Here is a 20749-nt window from a genome sequence, read left to right on the forward strand (position 1 = left end):
CAGGAACGGCGTTCGTCCGGTCAGCCCGATATGGTGCCAGGAGCGGACACGAGCAGCCGTTCCCCGGTGGTGGCGCCGCTCTCGGCGGCGTCGAGGATGGCAGCGGCGACGGTGGCGCGGGAGACCTTGGGCAGGCCCGACACTTTTCTGACTGTCGACATGGGCCGGACGGTGGCATGGGGGTTGAGCGGTCCGTCGTCGAGGATGACCGGAAGCACGCGAGTGACGTCCAGGCCGGCAGCGGCCAAGGCGGTTTCGGAGATTTCCTTGTCCCGGTACGCGGAGGCGACCAGTGTCTTGTAAGCGAACCGGGCCAGGGGTGAGGCGGTGCGCGCGGTGTCACCGACGCCGTAGGCCGACAGCAGTATCAGCCGGTCGATGTGGGCGTCGCGCATGGCGGAGGTGATGAGCGGCAGGTTGTCCTGCATCACCGTGACGCCGAACATGCCGGCCAGTCCGGCCTTCGGGCCGATCGTGCACAGGACGGCGTCCGCGCCGGACAGTGCCGCTGCGAGCGCGTCGCGGTCGTCGAGGTGGCCGCCGACGATGGTGAGTCCGGGTCGCGGGGTCAGGGCGTCGGGGCGGCGGCAGTAGGCCACGACGTGATGGCCGCGGTCGATTGCTTGGTCGATGATCTGGAGTCCGGTGCCGCCGGTGGCGCCGATCAGTGCGAGCTTCATGGGGAAGGGTCCTTTCGGTTGCGTCGCTGCGCCTCGCGCAGCAAGTGCGGGTCGTGGGCGTTGACGAGCAGCAGGTCGGGTTCGGCCGTGGCCCACAGTTCGGTGAGCCGCTGATGGTTGGCCTTGACCTTGTCCCAGTCGTGGGCGATGAGGCGTTCCATCGCGCGTAGCCCCTTGGGCGCCTTGGTGGTGCCGTCGATCTGGCCGTGGTGGTAGAAGGAGTCGCCGGCGTGGAGGATCCACCGGTCGCCTGCGTCGACGGCGACCGCTGCGTGGCCGCGGCTGTGGCCGGGCAGGTTGATCAGGACGATGCCGGGGGCGATGCCGGTGAGTTCCTGGGCGCCGGGGAAGCCGCGCCAGGCCTCCGATGCGGAGGGGGTGTGTTCGACGAGTACGGGGTGGTGGTCTCGCTCGCCGGGTAGGTATCGCTGCTTTTCCGTCACGCCCCGGGGGTGCAGTGCCGCGAATGCTTCGGCGGCGGTCAGGTGAATCCGTGCCCACGGGAAGTCGGCCAGGCCGCCGACGTGATCGGCGTCGAAGTGGGTGAGCACGATGTGCCGCACGTCCTCCGGATCGAATCCGAGTCGGGTGATCTGGCGGCAGGCGCTCTCGTCGGGATCGTAGGCGGGCCGGACGTAGAACCTGGCCGGGCCGAACCGGTTCGCGCGGTCGTGGGGATCGCGCAGGCCGAGGCCGGAGTCGACGAGGACGAGGCCGGCGTCGGTCTCGAGGAGCAGGACACGACACACCAGCCCGTCCGGTGTCCCGGGCGGTCGCATGGTGCCGCAGTTGAGGTGGTGGACCCGCATCAGCCGGCCGCAAGCATTGCGGGGTCGATGACCTGCACCGGATGTGTCCCGTCCCAGTTCTCGGCGGCCAGCTTCACGTACTCGAAGAGCTGCGCCTTGGCGCCGCCGAGGTCCGAGATCTCGATGCAGGTGCCGGGGTGGTGTTCGGTCTGCAGGTACGCGAAGCGTCCGGTGGGGCCGCCGAGTTGTCCTTCCTGGCCGACGGCGAATCCTGCGGCGAGTGCCCGGTCGTACAGGTCCTGGTAGTCGGTGGACCAGTAGGCGAAATGTTGCAGACCCTCGTTGCCCGCGTGCAGGAAGTCCCGGTACATCGACGGTTCGTCGTTGACGGGGGTGATGATCTCGATCTGGATGTTGCCGCTGTTGGCGACCGCGACATCCATTGCCATCCCGGAGGGTCGGCCTCGGTAGGTGAAGTTCTCGGGTTGCACGTTGCGCAGCAGGAACCACGGCCCGATGCCGCACTTGACGAAACCCTCGATGGAGGCGTCGATGTCGTGGACGACGTACCCGAGCTGGGTGATGCTGCCGAAGAAGTTGGCGACGGGCGCGCGGTGGTCGGGCTCCTCGGCGGGGCCGTCGGCGAACGACAGCAGGATCTTGCCGAGCGCCTCGTTGGAGCGCAGTCGCTCGGCGGCGTCGATGGCCCGCTCGAACGGGAAGATCTTGTCGATCCGGGGCTGGATGCGGCCCGCGGCGACGGCGGGGAGGACGGCGGCGTGTAGTGCGCCGCAGACCTCGCCGAGTTCGTCGGGGGTGCGCACGCTGAAGGTGGTGCCGATGAGGCGCTGCCGCCGGAACGCCAGCTGGTCGAGGTCGAGGCTGGTGCCGGGGCCGGCGAGGCGGCCGATGTTGACGATGGTGCCGCCGATCCGGGTGGCGGCGGGGAGGTGGGCGAAGAGTTCGCCACCGATGTGGTCGAGGGTGACGTCGACTCCCCGACCGCCGGTCGCGGCGAGGACGGCGGCGGGCAGGTCTTCGGTGGTGGTGTCGATCGTGACGTCGGCGCCGGCGTCGATCAGGGCCGGCCGCTTGTCGGCGCTGGTGGTGGTCGCGATGACCGTGCCCGCGCCGAGTGCCTTGGCCAGCGCAATGGAGATGAGGCCGATGGAGGTGGTGCCGCCGACGATCAGGACGCTGTTGCCGGAGGTGAATCCGGCTTGGGTGAGCGCGTCGTTCTCGGTGGCCAGGGCGACGGGCAGGGTCGCGGCTTCCTCGAACGACATGCTCTCGGGAATCGGCAGGACCATGCGCGGGTCGCACAGTGCGTAGTCGGCGAACGCGCCCATGGTCACGCCCATGACCCGGGTGCCGACCGGGTACTGCGGGGCCAGCGGGCTCGAGGTCTCCACGACGCCGGCGAACTCCATACCTGCGGGGTAGACGTCGCCGGGTTTGAGGTTCGGGCTGTAGGTGCCCTCGAGCATGTAGAGGTCGGCCCGGTTGAGGGCCGCGGCGATGACCCGCACGCGCAGGGCGCCGAGTTTCATGGCAGGTATCGCGGTGTCGTCCTTGGCGACCCAGTCCGGTTCGAGGCCGCCGATGAGAGCACGCATGATGGTTTCTCCTTGTAGGACGAGGGTCAGTGGGTCAGGTCGGGGGCGGTGGTGTCGAGCAGTCGGGGATCGGGTTCGCTGCCGGCCATCGCCAGCAATCCGACGACGGCGCGGCCGAGGGTGAGCAGGTCGCGCGGATTCTTCTTGTCGAGGCTGCCGAGCAGTTGCGAGAGGATGGTGAGCTGGTCGAAGTAGATTCGTTCGGTGACGAGGTTTTCGTCCTCGTCGAAGATGAAGTAGGCGGTCATCCGAGTGCGATGCCGGCCGCCGGTCGGCGGGATCTTGCCGAGCGGACCGAGATGAGTTCCCATGAGCCAGAATTCGACGATCACCGCATCCGCACTGTGGCGCAGGGCGATGATCTCGTGGTCCTGGTCGGGGAAGGCGACCCGGGTGTCGTGGTAGTACCCGCGAACGGGGCCGTCGCCGTCGTGGACGGTCATGCTCGCGATGAGTTCGTAGTGCGGGTGCGGGAACGTGTCGAGCACGTCGTCCCAGTCTTGGCGGACTTCGTCGTGAAAGTGGTCGAGCACGAGCTTCTCCCGTGCTCGCAGGACGTCCTCGGTGGGGATGGTGTGGCGCGACATTGCGGTCTCCTCGGGGTGCGGCGCTCAGGACTGATGGGTGATGGCGTGGTGGCTGAAGGTGGGCTTTGTGCCCGGGTTGGTCCACATCGGGGTCAGCTCGCTGGAGGGGAAGAACTGCAGGTAGCGGGAGTCGGTCTGGCTGCGGTCGACGATCGACTTCTCCAGGACGATCGAGTTGTATTGGTCGGCCGTGGTTTCGATCGTGTTGGCGTTGAGCACGACCTCCTGCTGCCAGGAGGCCGACCAGCGGGCCAGGCCCGGCAGCCCGGAGTGTTCCGGTGTGAGACATTCGGCGGCGATGACGTTTTCGCTGCTCACCCAGATTCCGGTCGAGGTGTTGAGCGCAAGGCTCTGGTTGCCGAACACGTGGCCGGGCGTCTTGATCACGGCGACGCCGGGGCCGAGCACAACCGAGCCGTCGATCGGTGCAAACGCATCCACGGGCACGTCGCGGTAGGTGTCGGTCTGGTACCACGGGGTCTGTAGCGGGTGCAGGTCTGACATCGCGGTCAGCTCGTCCCGCTGGACGATCACCTTCGCGTTCGGGAACACCGCGTCCGGCTGCTCACTCAGGTCCGGTTGGTAGGCCGTCGTCCCGACCCAGCGGCGCAGATCCTGGGTGTGCAGATGATCGAAGACGATGTAGTCGACCTCGTCCGGCGTGATCCGCAGGTGCGCGAGGTGGTCGAGCACAGTGCCGTGCTCGACCACCATTCGCTTGATGATGGGTGCCGGCGTACGCCGGGCGAGCTCGGCGAAGTACGGCGTATTACGCCCGAGTTTCACGTCGCTCGGTTCGAAGAGCAGCACCCGCTGCCTGCCGTCGCTGTCGTTCCACCGGATCACCAGCATCCGGTTGGTGATGGACAGGAACGGTGCGATCGCCCGCGATGCCCGGAACAGTCCGAATCGTGTGGGGTAGGGCAGGGTGACGAGGTCGCACGTGTCGACCCGTTGCGGCATCCCGGTCGCGGCGAACTCCCGGCGGAAGTCCGCGCCGCGCGTCCGTAGGTCGCGTAGCCGGGCACCGGGTCCGCCCTCGATCTTGCGATCGAGCACCTCGACGGCGTCTCCGACACCGGTCAGGTCGACGAGGTCGTCGGTACTCCACTGCAACACCATGGTCGGTTCCTCTCGCTCCAAAAACCCATACCGTGGGTTTCATCCATTTACCCACGATGTGGATTTAAATGTCAAGGGATGCGAGGATGGGATCCATGAGCCACGCGATACGACCGGAGACTCGCCGCGGCCGGCCGCCGGCCGGCCAATCGACCCTGTCCCGGCAGGCGATCCTCGGGGCCGCGATGGATGTCGTCGACGGCAAAGGCGTCGAGGCGGTCAGCATGCGCACCGTGGCGCGTGTGCTCGGGGTCGACCCCAAGAGCCTCTACAACCACGTCGAGAACAAGGACGCTCTGCTTGACGGAATCGCCGGGCTCATCCTGTCCCGGATGGTGGTTCCGGATTCCTGCGGCGATCTGCGCGAAGACCTCACCGCCATCGCCCGGGCCTTCCGCGGTGCTGCCCTCGCCGAACACCCGCGCGCAGCGAGGCTCGTGCTGACGCGTCCGGTGGAATCGCTCATCACCCTCGAACCGTTGGAGGTGGCGCTCGCCGCGTTTCTGCGCGCAGGGGCATCGCCCGAGGTTGCCGTGCACTGCCTTCGCACGATGCTCGCTTTCATCACCGGCACGCTGCTGCGTGAGGCGGAAGCGGCCTTTACTCTCGCGCTGAGCGATCCGGACATGGCGACGGAGCGACAGCGGACACTGGAGGCGGTCGAGCTGCCGAGCGTACGGGCGGCTGCGCCGCACCTCGCGAAGTGCGACCACGAGCAGGAGTTCGACTTCGGGCTCGGGCTCCTCATCGATGCCCTCGAATGCCGCCTCGGCTGAGTCGCATCGTTCACCGACAGGCCTGGTGACGGGGCTCACACCCGCGAAGGCGCGAGCTCCCGGTCCGGCAATACCCGCTGTTCAGCGGGGTGTGCGCCGCCGGCCGGACTCATGGCCCCGGGCCCGCGCTCGCCCACTCCTCCCTCACGGGAATTGATCGCAGGGTTGGCACGTTAGTTGAGTGAGTAACGCTCAACTTATAGGAGGCTGAGGAATGCCAGCATTCTTCGGGCCGGAGGGCCCAGGTCGCATCGACATCAGTCGGCTCATGAGTCGCTCCACCCAGGAGCTCATGGCTGCTGCTGCCCGCTTCGCCGCAGGTCGTGGCGACGCGGAACTCGATGCACTCCACGTTCTGCGCGTCATGACAGAACACGACCCCGTCACCTCTCTGATGCGCCGCGCAGGCGCCGACACGTCGGCCGTCGCCGATGCCGTCGAACTGCGACTGCCTCAGGGCCGCGACACGTCCGGCTTCACGACACCCGCACTGAGCGGTGCGCTGAAGACCGCGCTGCTCGAGGCACACCAGCTCGCGCGCGCTCTCGGTTCCACGTACATCGATCCCGAGCATCTCTTCCTGGCGCTCGCCGCCGATCAGGACCACGCCGCCGGACGCCTGCTCGCGTCCGAAGGCATCACCCCGGAACGCCTGCAGACCGCGGTGCAGGGCGGATCGGTGGAGGAGTCCTCGGACTCCGAGACCCCCACGCTCGACAAATACGGCTTCGACCTCACCGAACGCGCACGCGGCGGCGGAGTCGACCCGGTGATCGGGCGCGCCGACGAGATCGAGCAGACCATCGAGATCCTGTCGCGCCGCACCAAGAACAACCCGGTACTGGTCGGTGAGGCCGGCGTCGGTAAGACGGCGGTCGTCGAGGGCCTGGCCCAGCGGATCGTCGACGGCGACGTACCCGACCGTCTGACGGGTAAGCGCATCGTGCAACTCGACCTGTCGAGCATGGTGTCGGGCACCCGGTACCGCGGCGATTTCGAGGAACGCCTCAACAAGGTGATCGACGAGATCTCGGCCCACTCGGACGAGCTGATCGTCTTCATCGACGAGGTCCACTCCATCGCCGGTGCCGGTGGCGGCGCCGACGGCGCGATGGACGCGGGCAACATCCTCAAGCCGAAGCTGGCCCGCGGTGAGCTGCACATCGTCGGTGCGACGACGCTCGACGAGTACCGCAAGCACATCGAGAAGGACCCGGCGCTCGAGCGCCGCTTCCAGCCGGTAACGGTGGCGGAGCCAAGCGTCGACGATGCGGTGGCGATCCTGTCCGGTCTCCGTGACCGGTACGAGGAGCACCACGGCGTCCGCTACACCGACGAGGCGATCACGGCCGCCGTCGAACTGTCGGCCCGCTACATCGGCGACCGCTTCCTGCCGGACAAGGCGATCGACCTGATCGATCAGGCCGGAGCCCGGTTGCGGCTGCGGATGCCGAGCGTCGACGTCGAGGCCCTGCGGGCGAAGCTCGCGGAACTCGAACAGGCCAAGGAGCAGGCCGTCGCCGACGAGCAGTACGAGAAGGCCTCCGGACTGCGCGACGAGGCCATGGAGGTCCAGGCCCGGATCGACGGGAAGGCCGTCGGAGTCTCCGACGCCACGCCCGAGGTGACTGCCGAGCAGATCGCCGAGGTCGTGTCGCGGGCCACCGGGATCCCGGCCAGCCAGATGACGGAGGAGGAGAAGGAACGTCTCCGCCGGCTCGAGGACGAACTGCACCGCCGAGTCGTCGGCCAGGACGACGCCGTGAAGGCCATCGCCCGGGCCGTGCGCCGCAGCCGCACCGGCATGAACGATCCGGACCGTCCCGTGGGCAGCTTCCTGTTCCTCGGACCGACGGGTGTCGGCAAGACCGAACTGGCGAAGGCGCTGGCCGCCACACTGTTCGGTGACGAGAACAAGATGCTGCGGCTCGACATGAGCGAGTTCGGTGAACGTCACACGGTCAGCCGGCTCGTCGGTGCTCCTCCCGGCTACGTCGGATACGGGGAGGCGGGGCAGCTCACCGAGCAGGTCCGCCGGAACCCGTACTCGGTGATCCTGCTCGACGAGATCGAGAAGGCGCACCCCGACGTGTTCAACACGCTGCTGCAGGTGCTCGACGACGGTCGGCTCACCGACGGTCAGGGCCGGACGGTGGACTTCAAGAACACCGTGCTGATCATGACCAGCAACCTGGGGTCCGACATCATCTCCAGCAAGTCGGGTGCGCTGGGCTTCAGCACCGGTGACGCGGAGGCGTCGGAGAAGCCGCTGCGGGATCGGGTGATGGGCCGGCTGCGCGAGTCGATGCGTCCCGAGTTCCTGAACCGGATCGACGAGATCGTGATCTTCCGCAAGCTCGACACCGATCAGCTGCACCGGATCACCGACCTGCTATTGGACGACAGCCGGAAGCGACTGCAGTCCAAGGGCATCGAGATCTCGTTCAGCGACGCCGCAGTCGACTGGATCGCCGAGCACGGACACCAGCCCGAGTTCGGGGCACGTCCGTTGCGCCGGTCGATCCAGCGGGCCGTCGACGATCGGATCGCCGATCTGCTGCTCGACGACGTCCTGGTCGAGGGTGGCAGCATCGCGGTCGGCGTGTCCGGCGACGAGCTGGACCTCGTGGTCGGCTGATCCCCGACGTGAGTGGCAGAGTGTGCTTCCGCACGCTCTGCCACTCACGTGTGTGGGTAGCCCCTTGCCCGCCCTCGCCGTCTCGGATCAGCACCCGGTGATGAGGTGTGCACCGTCACCTGTAACCAATTCTCCTTCTGCACTTGCAGATCGATGTCGCGGATCCGCCGCGCGAGATCCCCGCACGTGTGGCGACAGTCGGTTCACCCCCACGTGAGTGCCGAAGTGTGTTCCGCCCTCCTTCGGTACTCACGTGCTGGTGGGGGCGACTATCGTCGTGGGTATGCGAGCGGAAGACGGCGAATTGACCTCCAAACACCAGCCGTTGCTGGTGCTGAGCAAGATCACGGAGATCCTCGATGCCTTCAGCCTGTCGCGTCCGTCGATGACGCTGGGCGAGATCCACCAGGCCACGGGCCTGCCGACGTCGACGGTCCAACGGCTGGTCAGCAACCTGGTGGCGCAGGAATTCCTCGACCGGTCCGGCGACCAGATCCGGATCGGCGTGAAGATGGCGTTCTGGGCGGCGACGGCCACCAAGGGACTGGACGTGCTGGCCGTCGTCACGCCGGTGCTGAAGGAGATCCGCGACGCCACCGGTGAGACCGCCAGCTTCTTCCGGGTCGAGCAGGGCTACCGCGTGTGCGTGGCCATCGCGGAGACCGAGCACGCCCTGCGACGGAACATGTACGTCGGAAAGATCGTCCCGCTGCCCGCCGGGTCGGCTGGTCGGGTGCTGCTTGCCTGGAACCCGGACCTCACCGAGCAGGTCCTCGCCGGACCCATCGAACCGATGACGGAGGGCACCGTCACCGACACCGCGGTGCTGCGCGAACTGATCCACCAGGCGCGCGCCGACGGGTACGCCATCACGGCGGGGGAGCGGGAGGACAGCGCTTCGGGATTGGCTGCGCCCGTGTTCGATTCATCCGCCGACGTGCTCGGCGCGCTGGCGATCAGCGGGCCGACCCTCCGTATGCCCCGCGAGCAGTGCGAGAAGTGGGTGGATCTGCTCGTCGGCAGCGCCGAGCAGGTCACCAGGACGCTGGGCGGCCGCTACCCGTCCTGAGGCGTGCTCGCGCTTCAGGACGGGTCGCGGCCGCCGTCACGACGTCCACGCCTCCGGGTTGACCGGGTGCGGCGGGATCCGGTTCTGCGCCATGGCCACCGCGTTTTCGGCGCACAGCCGCGCCATCTCGGACCGTACGGCGATGGTGGCGCTGCCGACGTGCGGGAGCAGCACGGTGTTCGGCAGTTCCGCCAGCCCCGGTGCGAGCGCGGGCTCGTCTTCGTAGACGTCCAGTCCGGCCCCGGCGATCTCCCCGGATTTCAGGGCGGCAACGAGGGCAGTCTCGTCGACAACGGGTCCGCGCGCGGTGTTGACGAGGATCGCCGTCGGCTTCATCGCGTGGAGCACGTCCGCGTCCACCAGGTGCCGGGTCTGCTCGTTCAGCGGAACATGCAGGGACAGGAAGTCGCTGGTGGTGACGAGGGTGTCCCAGTCGGTGTGGGTGACGAGTCCGGCGAACTCGCCGAGTTCGGCGTCCGGCACCGGCCGGTCGCCGGGAGGCCGCGGGCAGAACAGCACCTGCATGCCGAAGGCCAGTGCCCGGCGGGCGGTGGCGCGGGCGATCCGACCGAACCCGGCGAGCCCGAGGGTGCTCCCCGAAACATCTTGGCCGAGTAGTAGGTTCGGTTCCCATCCGGTGAACTTCCCGGAGCGGACGAACGTGTCGGCCTCCACCGCCCGGCGCGCGGTGGCCATGATCAGCAGCATCGCGACGTCGGCGGTGGCGTCGGTGAGCACCCCCGGGGTGTTGCCGACGAGGATCTTGTTGGCGGTGGCCGCACCGATGTCGACGTTGTTGAACCCGACCGCGTAGTTGGAGATCCCACGGATCTTCGCGGCGGCCAGGAGGTCCGCATCGAACGTGTCGCGTAGTTGGGACACCACCACGTCGTAGTCGCCGGACACACAGACCTCCCGCAGTCGGGCGGCGTCCGGAAGCTCTTCGGGCACTTCGACGCTGCCCGCGGCGCGCAGCAGCGTGAGGGCGGGTTCGGGGATCGGGGTGGTGACGTAGAACCGGGCGCCGCTCATCGGCCGCCGCCGATGACCCACTCGAACGCGGAAGCGTTGGAGCGCGCGCCCTGCGCGGCCTTGGATCGATTGGCTTCGCCGAGTTCGGCGAGGGTCTTCTCGGACAGTTCCACCAGCGAGCCGAACGTGGTGGGGTTCAGCCAGTCCGGGCGGGTGGCGAACAGCAGGTCCTCGCTGGCGGTGTTGCCGCTGGCGCCGGGCGCGAACGGGCAGCCGCCGAGCCCGCCGAGGGCGCCGTCGATGGTCATCGCGCCTGCCGCGACCGCGGCGAGACTGTTCGCGACCCCCAGGCCCCAGGTGTCGTGACCGTGGAAGACGATGCCGCGCTGCGGGGTCTCGAGCCGTACCCGGGAGACGAGGGAGTACACCTCGGCGGGGACGGCCTGGCCGAGGGTGTCGCAGACGACGACGTCGACGGCGCCGTGCGCGCGCGGGTCGTTGGCGATGTCGATCACCCGCTGCTCCGGCACCCGGCCCTCGAACGGGCAGGTGAACGACGTCGCGATGCACAGTTGGATGCTGCCCCCGACGTCCTGCGCGAGTTCGATCGCGGCGGGCATCGCGGCGAGGCTGTCCTCGGTGGAACGGCCGATGTTCGCCTGGTTGTGGGAATCGGACGCGGAGAAGCAGTACTGGAAATGGCGCGCGCCGGCGGCGGCCGCCTTCTCCACGTGCCGGGGCGTCGCCACCCACACCCAGCAGTGCTCGAGTTCCTCCGGGGTCAGCTCCGAGATCACCTCGACGGTGTTCGCCATCGGCGGGACGAGGTCGGGGCGGGCCATCGACCCGATCTCGAGCGCGGGCACGCCGAGTTCGAGAAGCCGGCGCGCGATCTCGAGCTTGCGGGCGGTAGGCAGCATCTTGCCGGTCAGCTGCAGTCCGTCGCGCAGGGTGACGTCGCGGAGCAGGGCGCGTGATTCGAAGGATTGCGTCATGAGAGGTCACCTACCGTGTCGTTGACGAGGGAGTCGATCTGTTCCGGGGTCTTGCCGAGCAAAGTTTCGAGGACCTCCCGGGTGTGCTCGCCGAGGTCCGGTCCGACGTTCCGGATGGGCAGCGACTTGCCGCCGATCACCGGGACGATGCCGGGGAACCCGACCTGCTTCGGTTCGGCCTCACCGGTGTCGACGGTGAACTGCTGAATCATGTTGCGGGCCGCGTACTGGTCGTCGCTGCAGATGTCGGCGGCGGTGTTGATCGGACCCGACGGCACCCCGGCGGTGTCGAGGATCTTCAGCGCGTCGTCGCGGGAGTACTGGATCGTCCACTCACCGATCGCGGCGTCGAGTTCGTCGCGGCGCGCCCACCGTCCGGCGTTGGTGGACAGGTCCGGGTCGGCGCCGAGGTCGGGGCGGCCGATGGTGTCCATGTAGCGCTGGAAGATGGCGTCCCCGTTGCCGGCGATGATGATGCTGTTGCCGTCGTTGCAGGTGTACGCGTTCGACGGGGCGATGCCCTCCATCCGGCCGCCGACGCGTTCGCGTTTGATGCCGTACGCCAGGTAGTCGGGGATCAGCGACTCCATCATCGACAGGATCGATTCGTTGAGCGCGACGTCGATGATCCGATGCGGCAGGGACGGGCCCTGCGTCCCGGCGACCTTCGCGGCCTCGCGTTGGAACAGCGCCATCACCGCCCCGAACGCCGCGTAGAGGCCGGCGATCGAATCACCGATCGACACCCCCACCCGCACCGGCGGCCGGTCCGGGTCGCCGACGAGTTCACGGAACCCGCCGGCGGCCTCCGCGACCGCGGCGAAACCCGGCCGCTGCGACATCGGGCCGGTCTGCCCGAACGCCGAGATCCTTGTGATCACCAGGTCCGGATTGGCCTCGTTCAACGCGTCCGGTCCGATACCCCACTTCTCCAGGGTGCCGGGCCGGAAGTTCTCCAGCAGGATGTCGCAGTGGGCGGCGAGGTCGAGGACGAGTTGCCTGCCCTCCTCGGTGCGCAGGTCCAGCACGATCGACTTCTTGTTCCGGTTGATCGTGCGGTACAGCATCGAGGTGTCGCCGGAGTAGAGGCGCCAGTTACGCAGTTCGTCGCCGGTCTTCGGGCGCTCCACCTTGATGACCTCGGCCCCGAAGTCGGCGAGCATCCGGCCCGCCGTCGGTGCGGCGATGTAATTGCCCAGCTCGAGTACCCGAACGCCGTCGAGTGGCCGAATGGTGTTGTTGGAGAACATGGTGATCCTTAACTGATAGTGACGCTCAGAGAACGAGGCTCATGGGCAGGACGAGCAGTATTGCGACGACCGATGCCACCGATACTCCCACCGAACACGTCTTCAGCGTGCCTCGTGTGGTCTGACCCATCAAGGACTGCAGCAACCAGAAGGTGTTGCTCGTGACGTGCACCGCGAACAGGGAGCCGGCGCCCGCCGCGAGAGCGATGAGGACAGGGTCCAGACCCAGGGTGGGGGCGATGGGTGCGAGGACGCCCGCGGCGGTGATGGCCGAGATCGTCACCGAGCCGACGGCGACGTGCAGGACGGCGGCGATCAGCCACACCATCAGCAGCGGAGCCGCGTGATTGGCGGTGAAGTACTTGCCGAGGATGTCGCCGAGGCCGGCCGCGGCGATGGTCGCGGCGAGGGACCCGCCGACACCGGTGAGGATGAGGATCTGGCCGCTCTCGCTGAATCCGCTGGCGATCGCCTTCTGGACGCGGTGCTGGCCGATGCTGAGGCGTCCGACGAAGCTGGTGCCGATCAGTCCGATCAGCAACGCGATGAGCGGTTCCGACACGAACGAGACGACGGGGTTGCTGATTTCGGCGATGTCCAGGATCGCGCCGGTCGCGATGAGCAGCAGGGAGAGGAGCAGCGGAGCGAGGAGCAGGATCAGCGGACGGTCGTGCTTGGCGCGCTCGGTGGTGACGGTCGCGGCGCGTTGCGCCTGGGCGACACCTCCGCCTGCGTCCGGCCGAGGGGCGCTGCCACCGCTGCCGCCGTCGGTCCAGTCCTCTTCTTCGTCGTCGACGACCGTCTGATGGAAGTGCTCCTCGTCCTTCTCCGGATTCCACCAACCGCGGGTGAACAGGAACGACATGATCGCGACCGAGATCGCGACGGTCGGGATCACCAGGATCAGCCCGAAGATCAGCATCTTGCCGAGCGGCACACCGAGCAGTCCGGCCAGGGCGAGAGCGCCCACACCCGGGACCATGAGCACGATGCCGCACTCGAGGCCGATGGCGAGGGCGGTGGCCATGCGGGCTGTCCCGACCCGGCCGACCTTCGGTGCGAGGTTGCGGGCGAGCGGAGCGGAGATGACGAGCAGGACGTCGAGGAAGATGGACTGCAGCAACGTCGCGATCGTCAGCGACAGCGCATAGGGCATTCGTTTCGGCCCGAACACCCGGAGAAGCGTTCCGACCAGGCGCTGAATGGCGCCCATTTCTTTCAGCATGGCGCCCATTAGGACGCCGAAGGCGATCAGTAGTCCCACTTCGGCCATGATGTCGCCGAAACCGGTGCTGATGACCTTCACCGTCTCGGCCGTGCCGAGTCCCGTCGTGAGTCCGAGGTATGCGGATCCGACGACCAGCGACACCACGGGGTTGAACTTGAAACGCACGATCATCAGCACGACCGCCGCGACGGCGACCGTGGTGTTGATCAGGATTCCTACGTCTGACATGTGCGCGTCCTTCGAGGAGGCGGGCAGTGACTGGTGTCACAGGTACACCCATATTATGAGCACACACTCACGATATAAGCAATGCCGCCCCGTGCGCCTTTCTGGTGGTTCCCGCTACCAAAAAGGCGCACAGGGGCCGGAGGCCCCTGGGTGGGATACTCGACGCATGGTCGCGCTGGATCCGTTTGCGGTGGGACGACCACCGGCTGCCGAGCGCAGGGCGTCGGACGACTGGGACGAGATCCGGCACTGGTCCGACCGCGTCTACATGCCCTATGTCGTGCGTCCGCTCGGGGTCGGGCTGGCGCCGAGGTCGAGCATGTATTCCACGAAGATCGTCGACATCACGGTCACGCGGTTCTCCTACGGCATCCCCGTCTCGGTCGGCGACTTCTCGCCCGACGCCGGAAACGCGCTCGTCCTCACGACCATCCGCGGGAACGCCCGGCACCACGTCGACCACGACGCCACCGCGGACACACCGGCCGGGGACACGTTCGTCGCCGACTGCAGCCGAGTCGACTACCTCGTCGAGTTCTCCCCGGACCACGTGCAACTCAATCTCACGATTCCGCACCGCGTGCTCGCCGACACGGCGGTGCGCTGGTGGGGATTCGATCCGGGAGACGTTCTCTGGCAACGCAAATGCGCCATCGGGGGCGGTGGGTCCGGCTGGCAGGCGCTGCTCGGGTACGCGATGCGGACGACGGGGGAGTTACCGGGGCACGCCACGAACGGGCGCATCGGGCTCAACCTGCAGGAGTTGCTCGTCGGCCACCTGCTCACCGAGTGGGCGGCTCGCGCGGGAGTCGACCCCGACAGGACCACCGGACCGGCGGCACCGGGCTACGTGCGGCACGCCGTCCAGTACATCCGGGAGTGCGCTCGCGAACTGCCGACGGCCTCCGACATCGCCGACGCGGTGGGGGTCAGCGTCCGGACCCTGTCCGGATCGTTCCGGAAATACCTGGACACCACCCCGGCCGAGTACGTGCGTGAGCAGCGGCTTCGGGGCATCCGGGAGGAACTGCTCACCGCACCTACCGGGGAGACCGTCGCCTCGATCGCCGGCGCATGGGGATACGTCAACCTCGGCCTGTTCGCGGCGTCCTACCGGCGGCGGTTCGGTGAGAATCCGTCGCAGACGAGGGCCTCCGGCCCCGTGAGTGGCTGACGAGTCCAGGGACTCCGTAACCACGCACGGGCGCGGAGCGCCTACAGCCAGCCGTTCGACTCCGCCGCGCGGACGGCCTCGGCGCGGGTGCTGGCGCCGGTCTTGCCGATCGCCGAGGACAGATGGTTGCGCACCGTCCCCGCGGAGAGGAACAGCGCGGCCGCGATCGAGGCGACCGGCGCTCCGTCCCGCGCCGCCCGCAGCACGTCGGTCTCCCGGTCGGTGAGCGGCGATTCCCCGCTGACGAGGCTGTCGGAGGGTGGGATCGACGACGCGCAGTCCCGCATGGACCCGGCGCACGGCGTCGGCGAGTTGGCGGGCCGGGGTGTCCTTCACGACGAATCCCGACGCCCCCGCCTGCAGGGCCTTGCGCAGGTAGCCGGGACGACCGAACGTCGTCACGATCAGGACGCGGGTCCGCGGCATCGCGGCGCGCAGTGCCGCCGCGGCGGCGATCCCGTCCAGGCCGGGCATCTCGACGTCGAGGAGCGCGACGTCGGGGGAGTGCTCGCGGGCCGCGGCGACCACCTCGTCGCCGCGCCCGACCTCCGCGACCACCGTCAGGTCCGCCTCCAGGTCGAGCAGGGCGGCGAGGGCGCCGCGGACGAGTGCCTGGTCGTCGGCGAGCAGCAGTCGGATCGTCACGGGACCTCTTCCTTCAGCACGTGCAACGAGAATCCGCCGGGTTGCGGATGGGTGATCACGATCCGTGCTCCGGCCGCGACGGCGCGCTCCCGGAGGCCGACGAGCCCGTTGCCGTGCGCACATTCGCCGCAGCCGGAACCGTTGTCGACGACAGTCACTTCGCGTTCACCCACCGTGACCGTGCAGTGCGTCGCGCCGCTGTGCCGGACCACGTTCGTGACACCCTCGCGGACGGACCACGCGAACAACTCGCGCAACCCGGTGGGCACCGACTCGGTGCTGCCCGGTAGCTCGGCCTCGATCCCGGCGGCCCGCAACGCCTCCCTGGCGCGGGCGATCTCCATCGGCAGCGACAGCCCCCGGATTCCCTGCACGGCCTGCCGGACGTCCGCGAGCGCGTCGCGGGAAAGACGTTCCAGGTCTGCCACTTCCGTGCGGGCCCGGTCGACGTCGATGTCGAGGAGCCGGCCCACGAGTTCGGCCTTGACGGTGATGACGGTGAGGGAGTGCCCGAGGATGTCGTGGAGGTCGCGGGCCATCCGGGTGCGTTCCTCCTGCACCGCGAGCCGTTCGCTCTCCTCCCGTTCCCGGACCAGTTCGATGTTGCGGTTGATCAGCTTGGTCACCCCGAACATCGCGAACGCCGCCGCGCACACACCCAGCGACAGCCCGGTGCCCGACCCCCAGCCCATGGCCGTGGAGATCACCTCCACGAGCACTGCGATCGTGAGGGCGGTGATGCCGCCGAGCCAGGCGGGCAGCAGGATGATCGCCGACACCGCGAGGAAGACGGCGGCGGACAACCCCGACGGCCCCACGGCCAGCGCCATGATCGCCGCGAGCGTGCACAGCGCCACCATGACCGGTAGTGCCTGGTTCAGCGGCGGCCGAAACTCGTTGTGCGCGCGCCGGGTATGCGACCACCGGAACATCGCGAGGTACGTCACCGCGAACGCGAGCGTGGCGATCATCCCGATCCAGCCGCGGACGTGACCGCGGTCGGCCCAGCCGTCGAGGAACGGCTGGAACAGGAATACCGTCCACGCGGCGGCGAAGATGAATCCGAAACGGCCCCATCGTCTGGTCACGACGGGGCCGTCGGGGGTGGTCACGGAAGTCACGATACCGCCGTCACACTCGCTCGGTGTCGCGCTGGAACCGCCACACAGCGCCGCCGACGAAGATCGCCAGCCACACCGCGACGTTCAGGAGCCACGTCCACTGCATCGCGTCGCCGGTGAGCGGTGCGTGCACGAGTTGGCTGAGCCCGTACGTGGGCATGAACTGTGCGATCGACGCCCAGACGGAGCCGTCCTGCAGCGGCATGAACAGCCCGCCCGCGAAGCCGAGCACGGCGAGCCCGGGGCCGAGGATCTGCATGACGTTCTCGCTGGGCAGGAGGTACCCCATGAACAGGCCGAAGGCCGCGAACACGGCGGAGCCCAGCCACGTGATCAGGGCCGTCGTGAACCACAGGGACGTGTCCATCCGGACGGACGTGAACGCGCCCACGAGATAGACGACGCCGACGGCCGCGAGCCCGAGCATCATCGCGACCAGCACCTTGACGAAGATGTAGACCCCTGGGGACAACGGGGTGAGCCGCAGTTGCCTGCTCCACCCGGACGCGCGTTCCACCGACACCATCGCGCCGCCGCTCGTCGTCGCGATCATCGCGCCGTACAGCGCCATGCTGATCATCACGTACGCCGAGACGTTCCCGTTGCCCGCACTCTCCCCCGAATAGCTCGGATTCAGTCCGAAGATGAGGAAGAAGACGACGGGCATGACGAGAGTGATGATCATCGTGCGCCGATTGCGCAGCAGGCGAAGCAGTTCGAGTCCGAGGAGGGTGGTGTTGAGCCCGCCGAGCGGGGGAACCCGGCGGTGGGCGGGGAGAGTGGTCATCAGTTCGATCCTTCCGTGGCAGCGTCGTCGGAGGTGAGCGCGATGAACGCGTCTTCGAGGCCTCGGGAGACGATTTCAAGGTCGCTGGCGGGTGTCCGGGTGAGCAGATGGCGGGCCACAGCGTCGGTGTCCGCCGAGTGGATCAGGACGCTGTCGCCGCGCACCTCGATGCTGTCGGCGCCGGGAATCGCGAACAGCTGTTCCCGGTCCGCGCCCGGGAAGTGGGCGCGGACCGTGCGTCCCGCGGCCAGCGCCTTCACCTCGGCCGCGGTGCCGTCCGCGACGACTTTCCCCTTGCGCACCAGCACGATCCGGTCGGCGTACGCGTCGGCCTCCTCGAGGTAGTGCGTCGCGAAGACGACCGTCCGGCCGCTGTCCGCGTCGGCGCGGATCGCCGACCAGAAGTCCCGCCTGCCCTCGACGTCCATGCCGGTGGTCGGCTCGTCGAGGATCAGCAGCTCCGGATCGGACAGCAGTGCCATCGCGAACCGCAGTCGCTGCTGCTGCCCGCCGGAACACTTGCCCACCAACCGGTTTCCGAGATCGGCGATGCCGGCCCGGGTGAGGACCTCGTCGACGGGCCGGGTGTCGGCGAACAGGCTCGCGGTGAGCCGGACGGTCTCCTCGACCGTCAGCTCCTTCAGCAGCCCGCCCGTCTGCATGACCGCGGAGACGAGGCCCTTCGCGATCGCGGTGCGCGGATCCGTGCCGAAGACGGACACCTCGCCCGCTGTGGGTCGGGACAGGCCGAGGACCATGTCGACGGTGGTGGTCTTGCCTGCGCCGTTCGGGCCGAGGAACGCGACGATCTCACCGGGCCGGATCTCGAGGTCCAGCCCGCGCACGGCGTGAACGTCACCGAAGTGCTTGTGGACGCCGCGCAGGCTGACTGCCGGAACCTGCGATGCGGACGCCTTCGCGGAGGTACGGGGTTCTGTCGATGTCATGCATTCAGCGTGCGATCCGCACGGCCGGCGACCCTCACACCTCCGTCACGACCTCACCGTGACAAATGTCAGGCCCGGGGTCGGTGTGGCGCCGATCCGGGTCAGCCGTTACTGTGGCCGTCATGCAGCGCGCATATTTCTGGTTTAGCAGGCCGGCCCCGGGTGGGCCGGTCGGCGTAACCACGCGCTGACCTCCTCCACCCCAGAGCCGGATTACAGACCGGCTCGCGGGAATCTCCACAGTCTTCGAGGGCCGGCCTGAGAACAGGAACCCGAACCCATGACTGTCACTCTCGACACCACTACCAGCAGTGATCGCCTGGACGCCCAGCGCACCGTGAGCATCAGCCCGCTGGTGGCGCCATCCGTCGTGCGCCGCGAACACGCCCCCGACGACGTCGCGTCCGCGACCGTCCGCTCGGGCCGTGCCGACACGGTGAACGTGCTGAACGGCGACGACGACCGCCTGCTCGTCGTGGTCGGCCCGTGCTCCGTGCACGATCCCGTCGCCGCCATGGACTACGCCCGCAGGCTCGCCGCCAAGGCCGAGGAACTGCGCGACGACCTGCACATCGTGATGCGGGTCTACTTCGAGAAGCCGCGCACCACGCTGGGCTGGAAGGGTCTGCTCAACGACCCCCACCTGGACGGCACGTTCGACATCGACACCGGGATCCGCATGGGCCGCAAGCTGCTGCTCGACGTGTCCTCGCTCGGCCTGCCGGTCGGCTGCGAGTTCCTCGACCCGATCATGCCGCAGTACATCGCCGACCTCGTCACCTACGGCGCGATCGGCGCCCGCACCGCCGCCAGCCAGGTGCACCGGCAGCTGTGCAGCGCACTGTCGATGCCCGTCGGAATCAAGAACTCGACGGAAGGCGACGTGCAGGTGGCCGTGGACGGCACCCGCGCCGCCGCGGCGAGCCACGTGTTCCCCGGCACCGACCTCGACGGGCAGGCCGCGCTGATCCGCACGGTCGGCAACCCCGACTGCCACGTCATCCTCCGCGGCGGCAGCGACGGACCGAACTACGACACCGAGACGGTCGCGGACACCCTCGCCCGGCTGAACAAGTCCGGTCTGCCGGAGCGGGTCGTCATCGACGCCAGCCACGGCAACAGCAGCAAGAACCACGAGAAGCAGGTCGACGTGCTGGACGACATCGCCGCCCGTCTCGAGGCAGGCGAGAAGGGGATCGTCGGTGTGATGGTGGAGAGCTTCATCGAGGCCGGACGCCAGGACCTCACCCTCGGAAAGTCCGAGGAGCTCACGTACGGTCAGTCGATCACCGACGCCTGCATCGACTGGAACACCACGGCGGCACAGTTGGACCGTCTCGCCCAGGCAGTCGCCGCACGCCGGAAGTGATCACCGCACGCCTCTCGTGCGGAATTGCACGCTGATGCGCGGTCCGAGCGGGCGGGTGCTCTTCGGTACACAATGCTCCCAGGTGCGCTGGCAGGAACCACCCATCACCAGCAGGTCACCGTGGCCGAGGGAGTACCGGATCGAGTGCCCGCCGCCGCGCGGACGCAGCAGCAGCGGACGCGCGGCGCCGAGCGAGAGGATCGCGACCATCGTGTCTTCGGTCCGGCTGCGACCGGTGTCGTCGCCGTGCCAGGCGACGCTGTCGGACCCGTCGCGGTAGAAGCACAGTCCGGACGTGGCGAACTTCTCGCCGAGTTCGGGCAGGTAATGCCTGCTCAGGGCGTCGCGTGCCGTAACCAGCAGCGGGTCGGGGAGCGGCTCGCCTTCCGGGTAGAACCGGACGAGGCGTGGGACGTCGACCACCCGGTCGTACATCTGGCGCCGCTCCGCCTTCCACGGCACCGTCTCCGCGAGCGTCGTGAACAGCTCGTCGGAGCCGGTCATCCACCCCGGTCGCACGTCGACCCACGCCCCGGCCGTCAGCGTGCGGCGCTGCACCGCCGGCCCGAGCTCGCCCAGCTCTACACCGAACGACGCGTCGTCGAACAGCGAAGCCTGCAGCGCATACCGCGCATCCGCGGAGGTCATGCGGTCATGCTACACCGGTAGTCGAACGTATGTTCCCCTCGTTTTCGAGGCAGCAGACGCCGATCGGACGCACCCCTTCTCGGTTCGTGCTCGCCTTTTCGGGCGCAAGAAGTAGTGCGGCGACGGAGAAGTGGTGCGTCTGCCCGGG

General features: G+C 68.4%; 18 protein-coding genes and 1 pseudogene. 5 read left to right on the forward strand and 14 right to left on the reverse strand.

Translation table 11 applies throughout. From position 1 onward, the window contains the following. Positions 1-20: 20 nt before the first annotated feature. Genes CJ179_RS26400 through CJ179_RS26420 form a run of 5 tightly spaced genes read right to left on the reverse strand, consistent with a single transcriptional unit; the run spans position 21 to position 4754 of the window. Positions 21-680, reverse strand: coding sequence for an NAD(P)-dependent oxidoreductase (locus CJ179_RS26400; protein ID WP_095863347.1), 660 nt, complete (start codon positions 678-680; stop codon positions 21-23). Continuing rightward, positions 677-1489, reverse strand: coding sequence for an MBL fold metallo-hydrolase (locus tag CJ179_RS26405; RefSeq protein WP_095863348.1), 813 nt, complete (start codon positions 1487-1489; stop codon positions 677-679). Before CJ179_RS26405 ends, CJ179_RS26400 begins: the two co-directional genes overlap by 4 nt. Further along, complete coding sequence (locus tag CJ179_RS51420; protein WP_179377644.1) at positions 1489-3045, reverse strand: zinc-binding dehydrogenase; 1557 nt, start codon at positions 3043-3045, stop codon at positions 1489-1491. The genes CJ179_RS26405 and CJ179_RS51420 overlap by 1 nt, the downstream gene beginning before the upstream one ends. Positions 3046-3071: 26 nt before the next feature. After that, positions 3072-3632, reverse strand: a complete 561-nt coding sequence (locus CJ179_RS26415; protein WP_072943118.1) for an ester cyclase — start codon at positions 3630-3632, stop codon at positions 3072-3074. 24 nt (positions 3633-3656) lie between these two features. Next, on the reverse strand, positions 3657-4754 hold the full coding sequence (locus CJ179_RS26420; RefSeq protein WP_095863349.1) for a hypothetical protein: 1098 nt from the start codon (positions 4752-4754) through the stop codon (positions 3657-3659). Positions 4755-4849: 95 nt separating this feature from the next. On the opposite strand from CJ179_RS26420, the gene CJ179_RS26425 reads away from it, so the two are divergent. The 3 genes from CJ179_RS26425 (at position 4850) to CJ179_RS26435 (ending at position 9237) form a co-directional block, all read left to right on the forward strand. Continuing rightward, on the forward strand, positions 4850-5530 hold the full coding sequence (locus CJ179_RS26425) for a TetR/AcrR family transcriptional regulator C-terminal domain-containing protein (RefSeq protein WP_095863623.1): 681 nt from the start codon (positions 4850-4852) through the stop codon (positions 5528-5530). 214 nt (positions 5531-5744) lie between these two features. Continuing rightward, the gene (locus CJ179_RS26430; protein WP_095863350.1) at positions 5745-8168 is read left to right on the forward strand and encodes an ATP-dependent Clp protease ATP-binding subunit; all 2424 of its coding nucleotides are present in this window, start codon (positions 5745-5747) and stop codon (positions 8166-8168) included. Positions 8169-8451: 283 nt separating this feature from the next. Beyond that, the gene (locus CJ179_RS26435; protein ID WP_072943123.1) at positions 8452-9237 is read left to right on the forward strand and encodes an IclR family transcriptional regulator; all 786 of its coding nucleotides are present in this window, start codon (positions 8452-8454) and stop codon (positions 9235-9237) included. Positions 9238-9273: 36 nt separating this feature from the next. Here the strand turns inward: CJ179_RS26435 and CJ179_RS26440 are convergent, their stop codons facing one another. Genes CJ179_RS26440 through CJ179_RS26455 form a run of 4 tightly spaced genes read right to left on the reverse strand, consistent with a single transcriptional unit; the run spans position 9274 to position 13910 of the window. Next, entirely contained in the window at positions 9274-10269 is a 996-nt protein-coding gene (locus CJ179_RS26440) for a D-glycerate dehydrogenase (RefSeq protein ID WP_072943125.1), read from the reverse strand. Further along, complete coding sequence (locus CJ179_RS26445; protein ID WP_072943127.1) at positions 10266-11204, reverse strand: hydroxymethylglutaryl-CoA lyase; 939 nt, start codon at positions 11202-11204, stop codon at positions 10266-10268. The genes CJ179_RS26440 and CJ179_RS26445 overlap by 4 nt, the downstream gene beginning before the upstream one ends. Continuing rightward, complete coding sequence (locus tag CJ179_RS26450) at positions 11201-12454, reverse strand: CaiB/BaiF CoA-transferase family protein (protein WP_095863351.1); 1254 nt, start codon at positions 12452-12454, stop codon at positions 11201-11203. Before CJ179_RS26450 ends, CJ179_RS26445 begins: the two co-directional genes overlap by 4 nt. 25 nt (positions 12455-12479) lie before the next feature. Then, positions 12480-13910 carry a GntP family permease gene (locus tag CJ179_RS26455; RefSeq protein WP_072943131.1) on the reverse strand — a complete coding sequence of 477 codons (1431 nt, stop codon included), beginning with the start codon at positions 13908-13910 and terminating at the stop codon, positions 12480-12482. Between the two features lie 166 nt (positions 13911-14076). On the opposite strand from CJ179_RS26455, the gene CJ179_RS26460 reads away from it, so the two are divergent. Continuing rightward, the gene (locus tag CJ179_RS26460; RefSeq protein ID WP_095863352.1) at positions 14077-15084 is read left to right on the forward strand and encodes an AraC family transcriptional regulator; all 1008 of its coding nucleotides are present in this window, start codon (positions 14077-14079) and stop codon (positions 15082-15084) included. A 41-nt stretch (positions 15085-15125) separates the two neighbouring features. On the opposite strand, the pseudogene CJ179_RS26465 reads toward CJ179_RS26460, so the two are convergent. The 4 genes and pseudogenes from CJ179_RS26465 to CJ179_RS26480 form a co-directional block, all read right to left on the reverse strand. After that, positions 15126-15729 (reverse strand): annotated as a pseudogene (locus CJ179_RS26465) (response regulator). Continuing rightward, on the reverse strand, positions 15726-16841 hold the full coding sequence (locus CJ179_RS26470) for a sensor histidine kinase (protein ID WP_257015765.1): 1116 nt from the start codon (positions 16839-16841) through the stop codon (positions 15726-15728). The pseudogene CJ179_RS26465 and the gene CJ179_RS26470 overlap by 4 nt, the downstream one beginning before the upstream one ends. Before the next feature lie 19 nt (positions 16842-16860). Continuing rightward, entirely contained in the window at positions 16861-17637 is a 777-nt protein-coding gene (locus CJ179_RS26475) for an ABC transporter permease (protein WP_095863354.1), read from the reverse strand. Continuing rightward, positions 17637-18584 carry an ABC transporter ATP-binding protein gene (locus tag CJ179_RS26480; RefSeq protein WP_095863355.1) on the reverse strand — a complete coding sequence of 316 codons (948 nt, stop codon included), beginning with the start codon at positions 18582-18584 and terminating at the stop codon, positions 17637-17639. The genes CJ179_RS26475 and CJ179_RS26480 overlap by 1 nt, the downstream gene beginning before the upstream one ends. Positions 18585-18864: 280 nt before the next feature. On the opposite strand from CJ179_RS26480, the gene CJ179_RS26485 reads away from it, so the two are divergent. Continuing rightward, a complete protein-coding gene (locus tag CJ179_RS26485) occupies positions 18865-19953 on the forward strand; it encodes a 3-deoxy-7-phosphoheptulonate synthase (protein ID WP_095863356.1) in 1089 nt (362 codons plus the stop codon). Here CJ179_RS26485 and CJ179_RS26490 read toward each other — a convergent pair whose 3' ends face one another. Then, positions 19954-20601: an alpha-ketoglutarate-dependent dioxygenase AlkB gene (locus CJ179_RS26490; protein ID WP_095863357.1), complete on the reverse strand. Its 648-nt coding sequence runs from the start codon at positions 20599-20601 to the stop codon at positions 19954-19956. It abuts the gene before it with no gap. Positions 20602-20749: the final 148 nt, after the last annotated feature.

Source organism: Rhodococcus sp. ACS1 (assembly GCF_002300155.1).
GTDB classification, from domain to species: Bacteria; Actinomycetota; Actinomycetes; order Mycobacteriales; family Mycobacteriaceae; genus Rhodococcus_F; species Rhodococcus_F koreensis.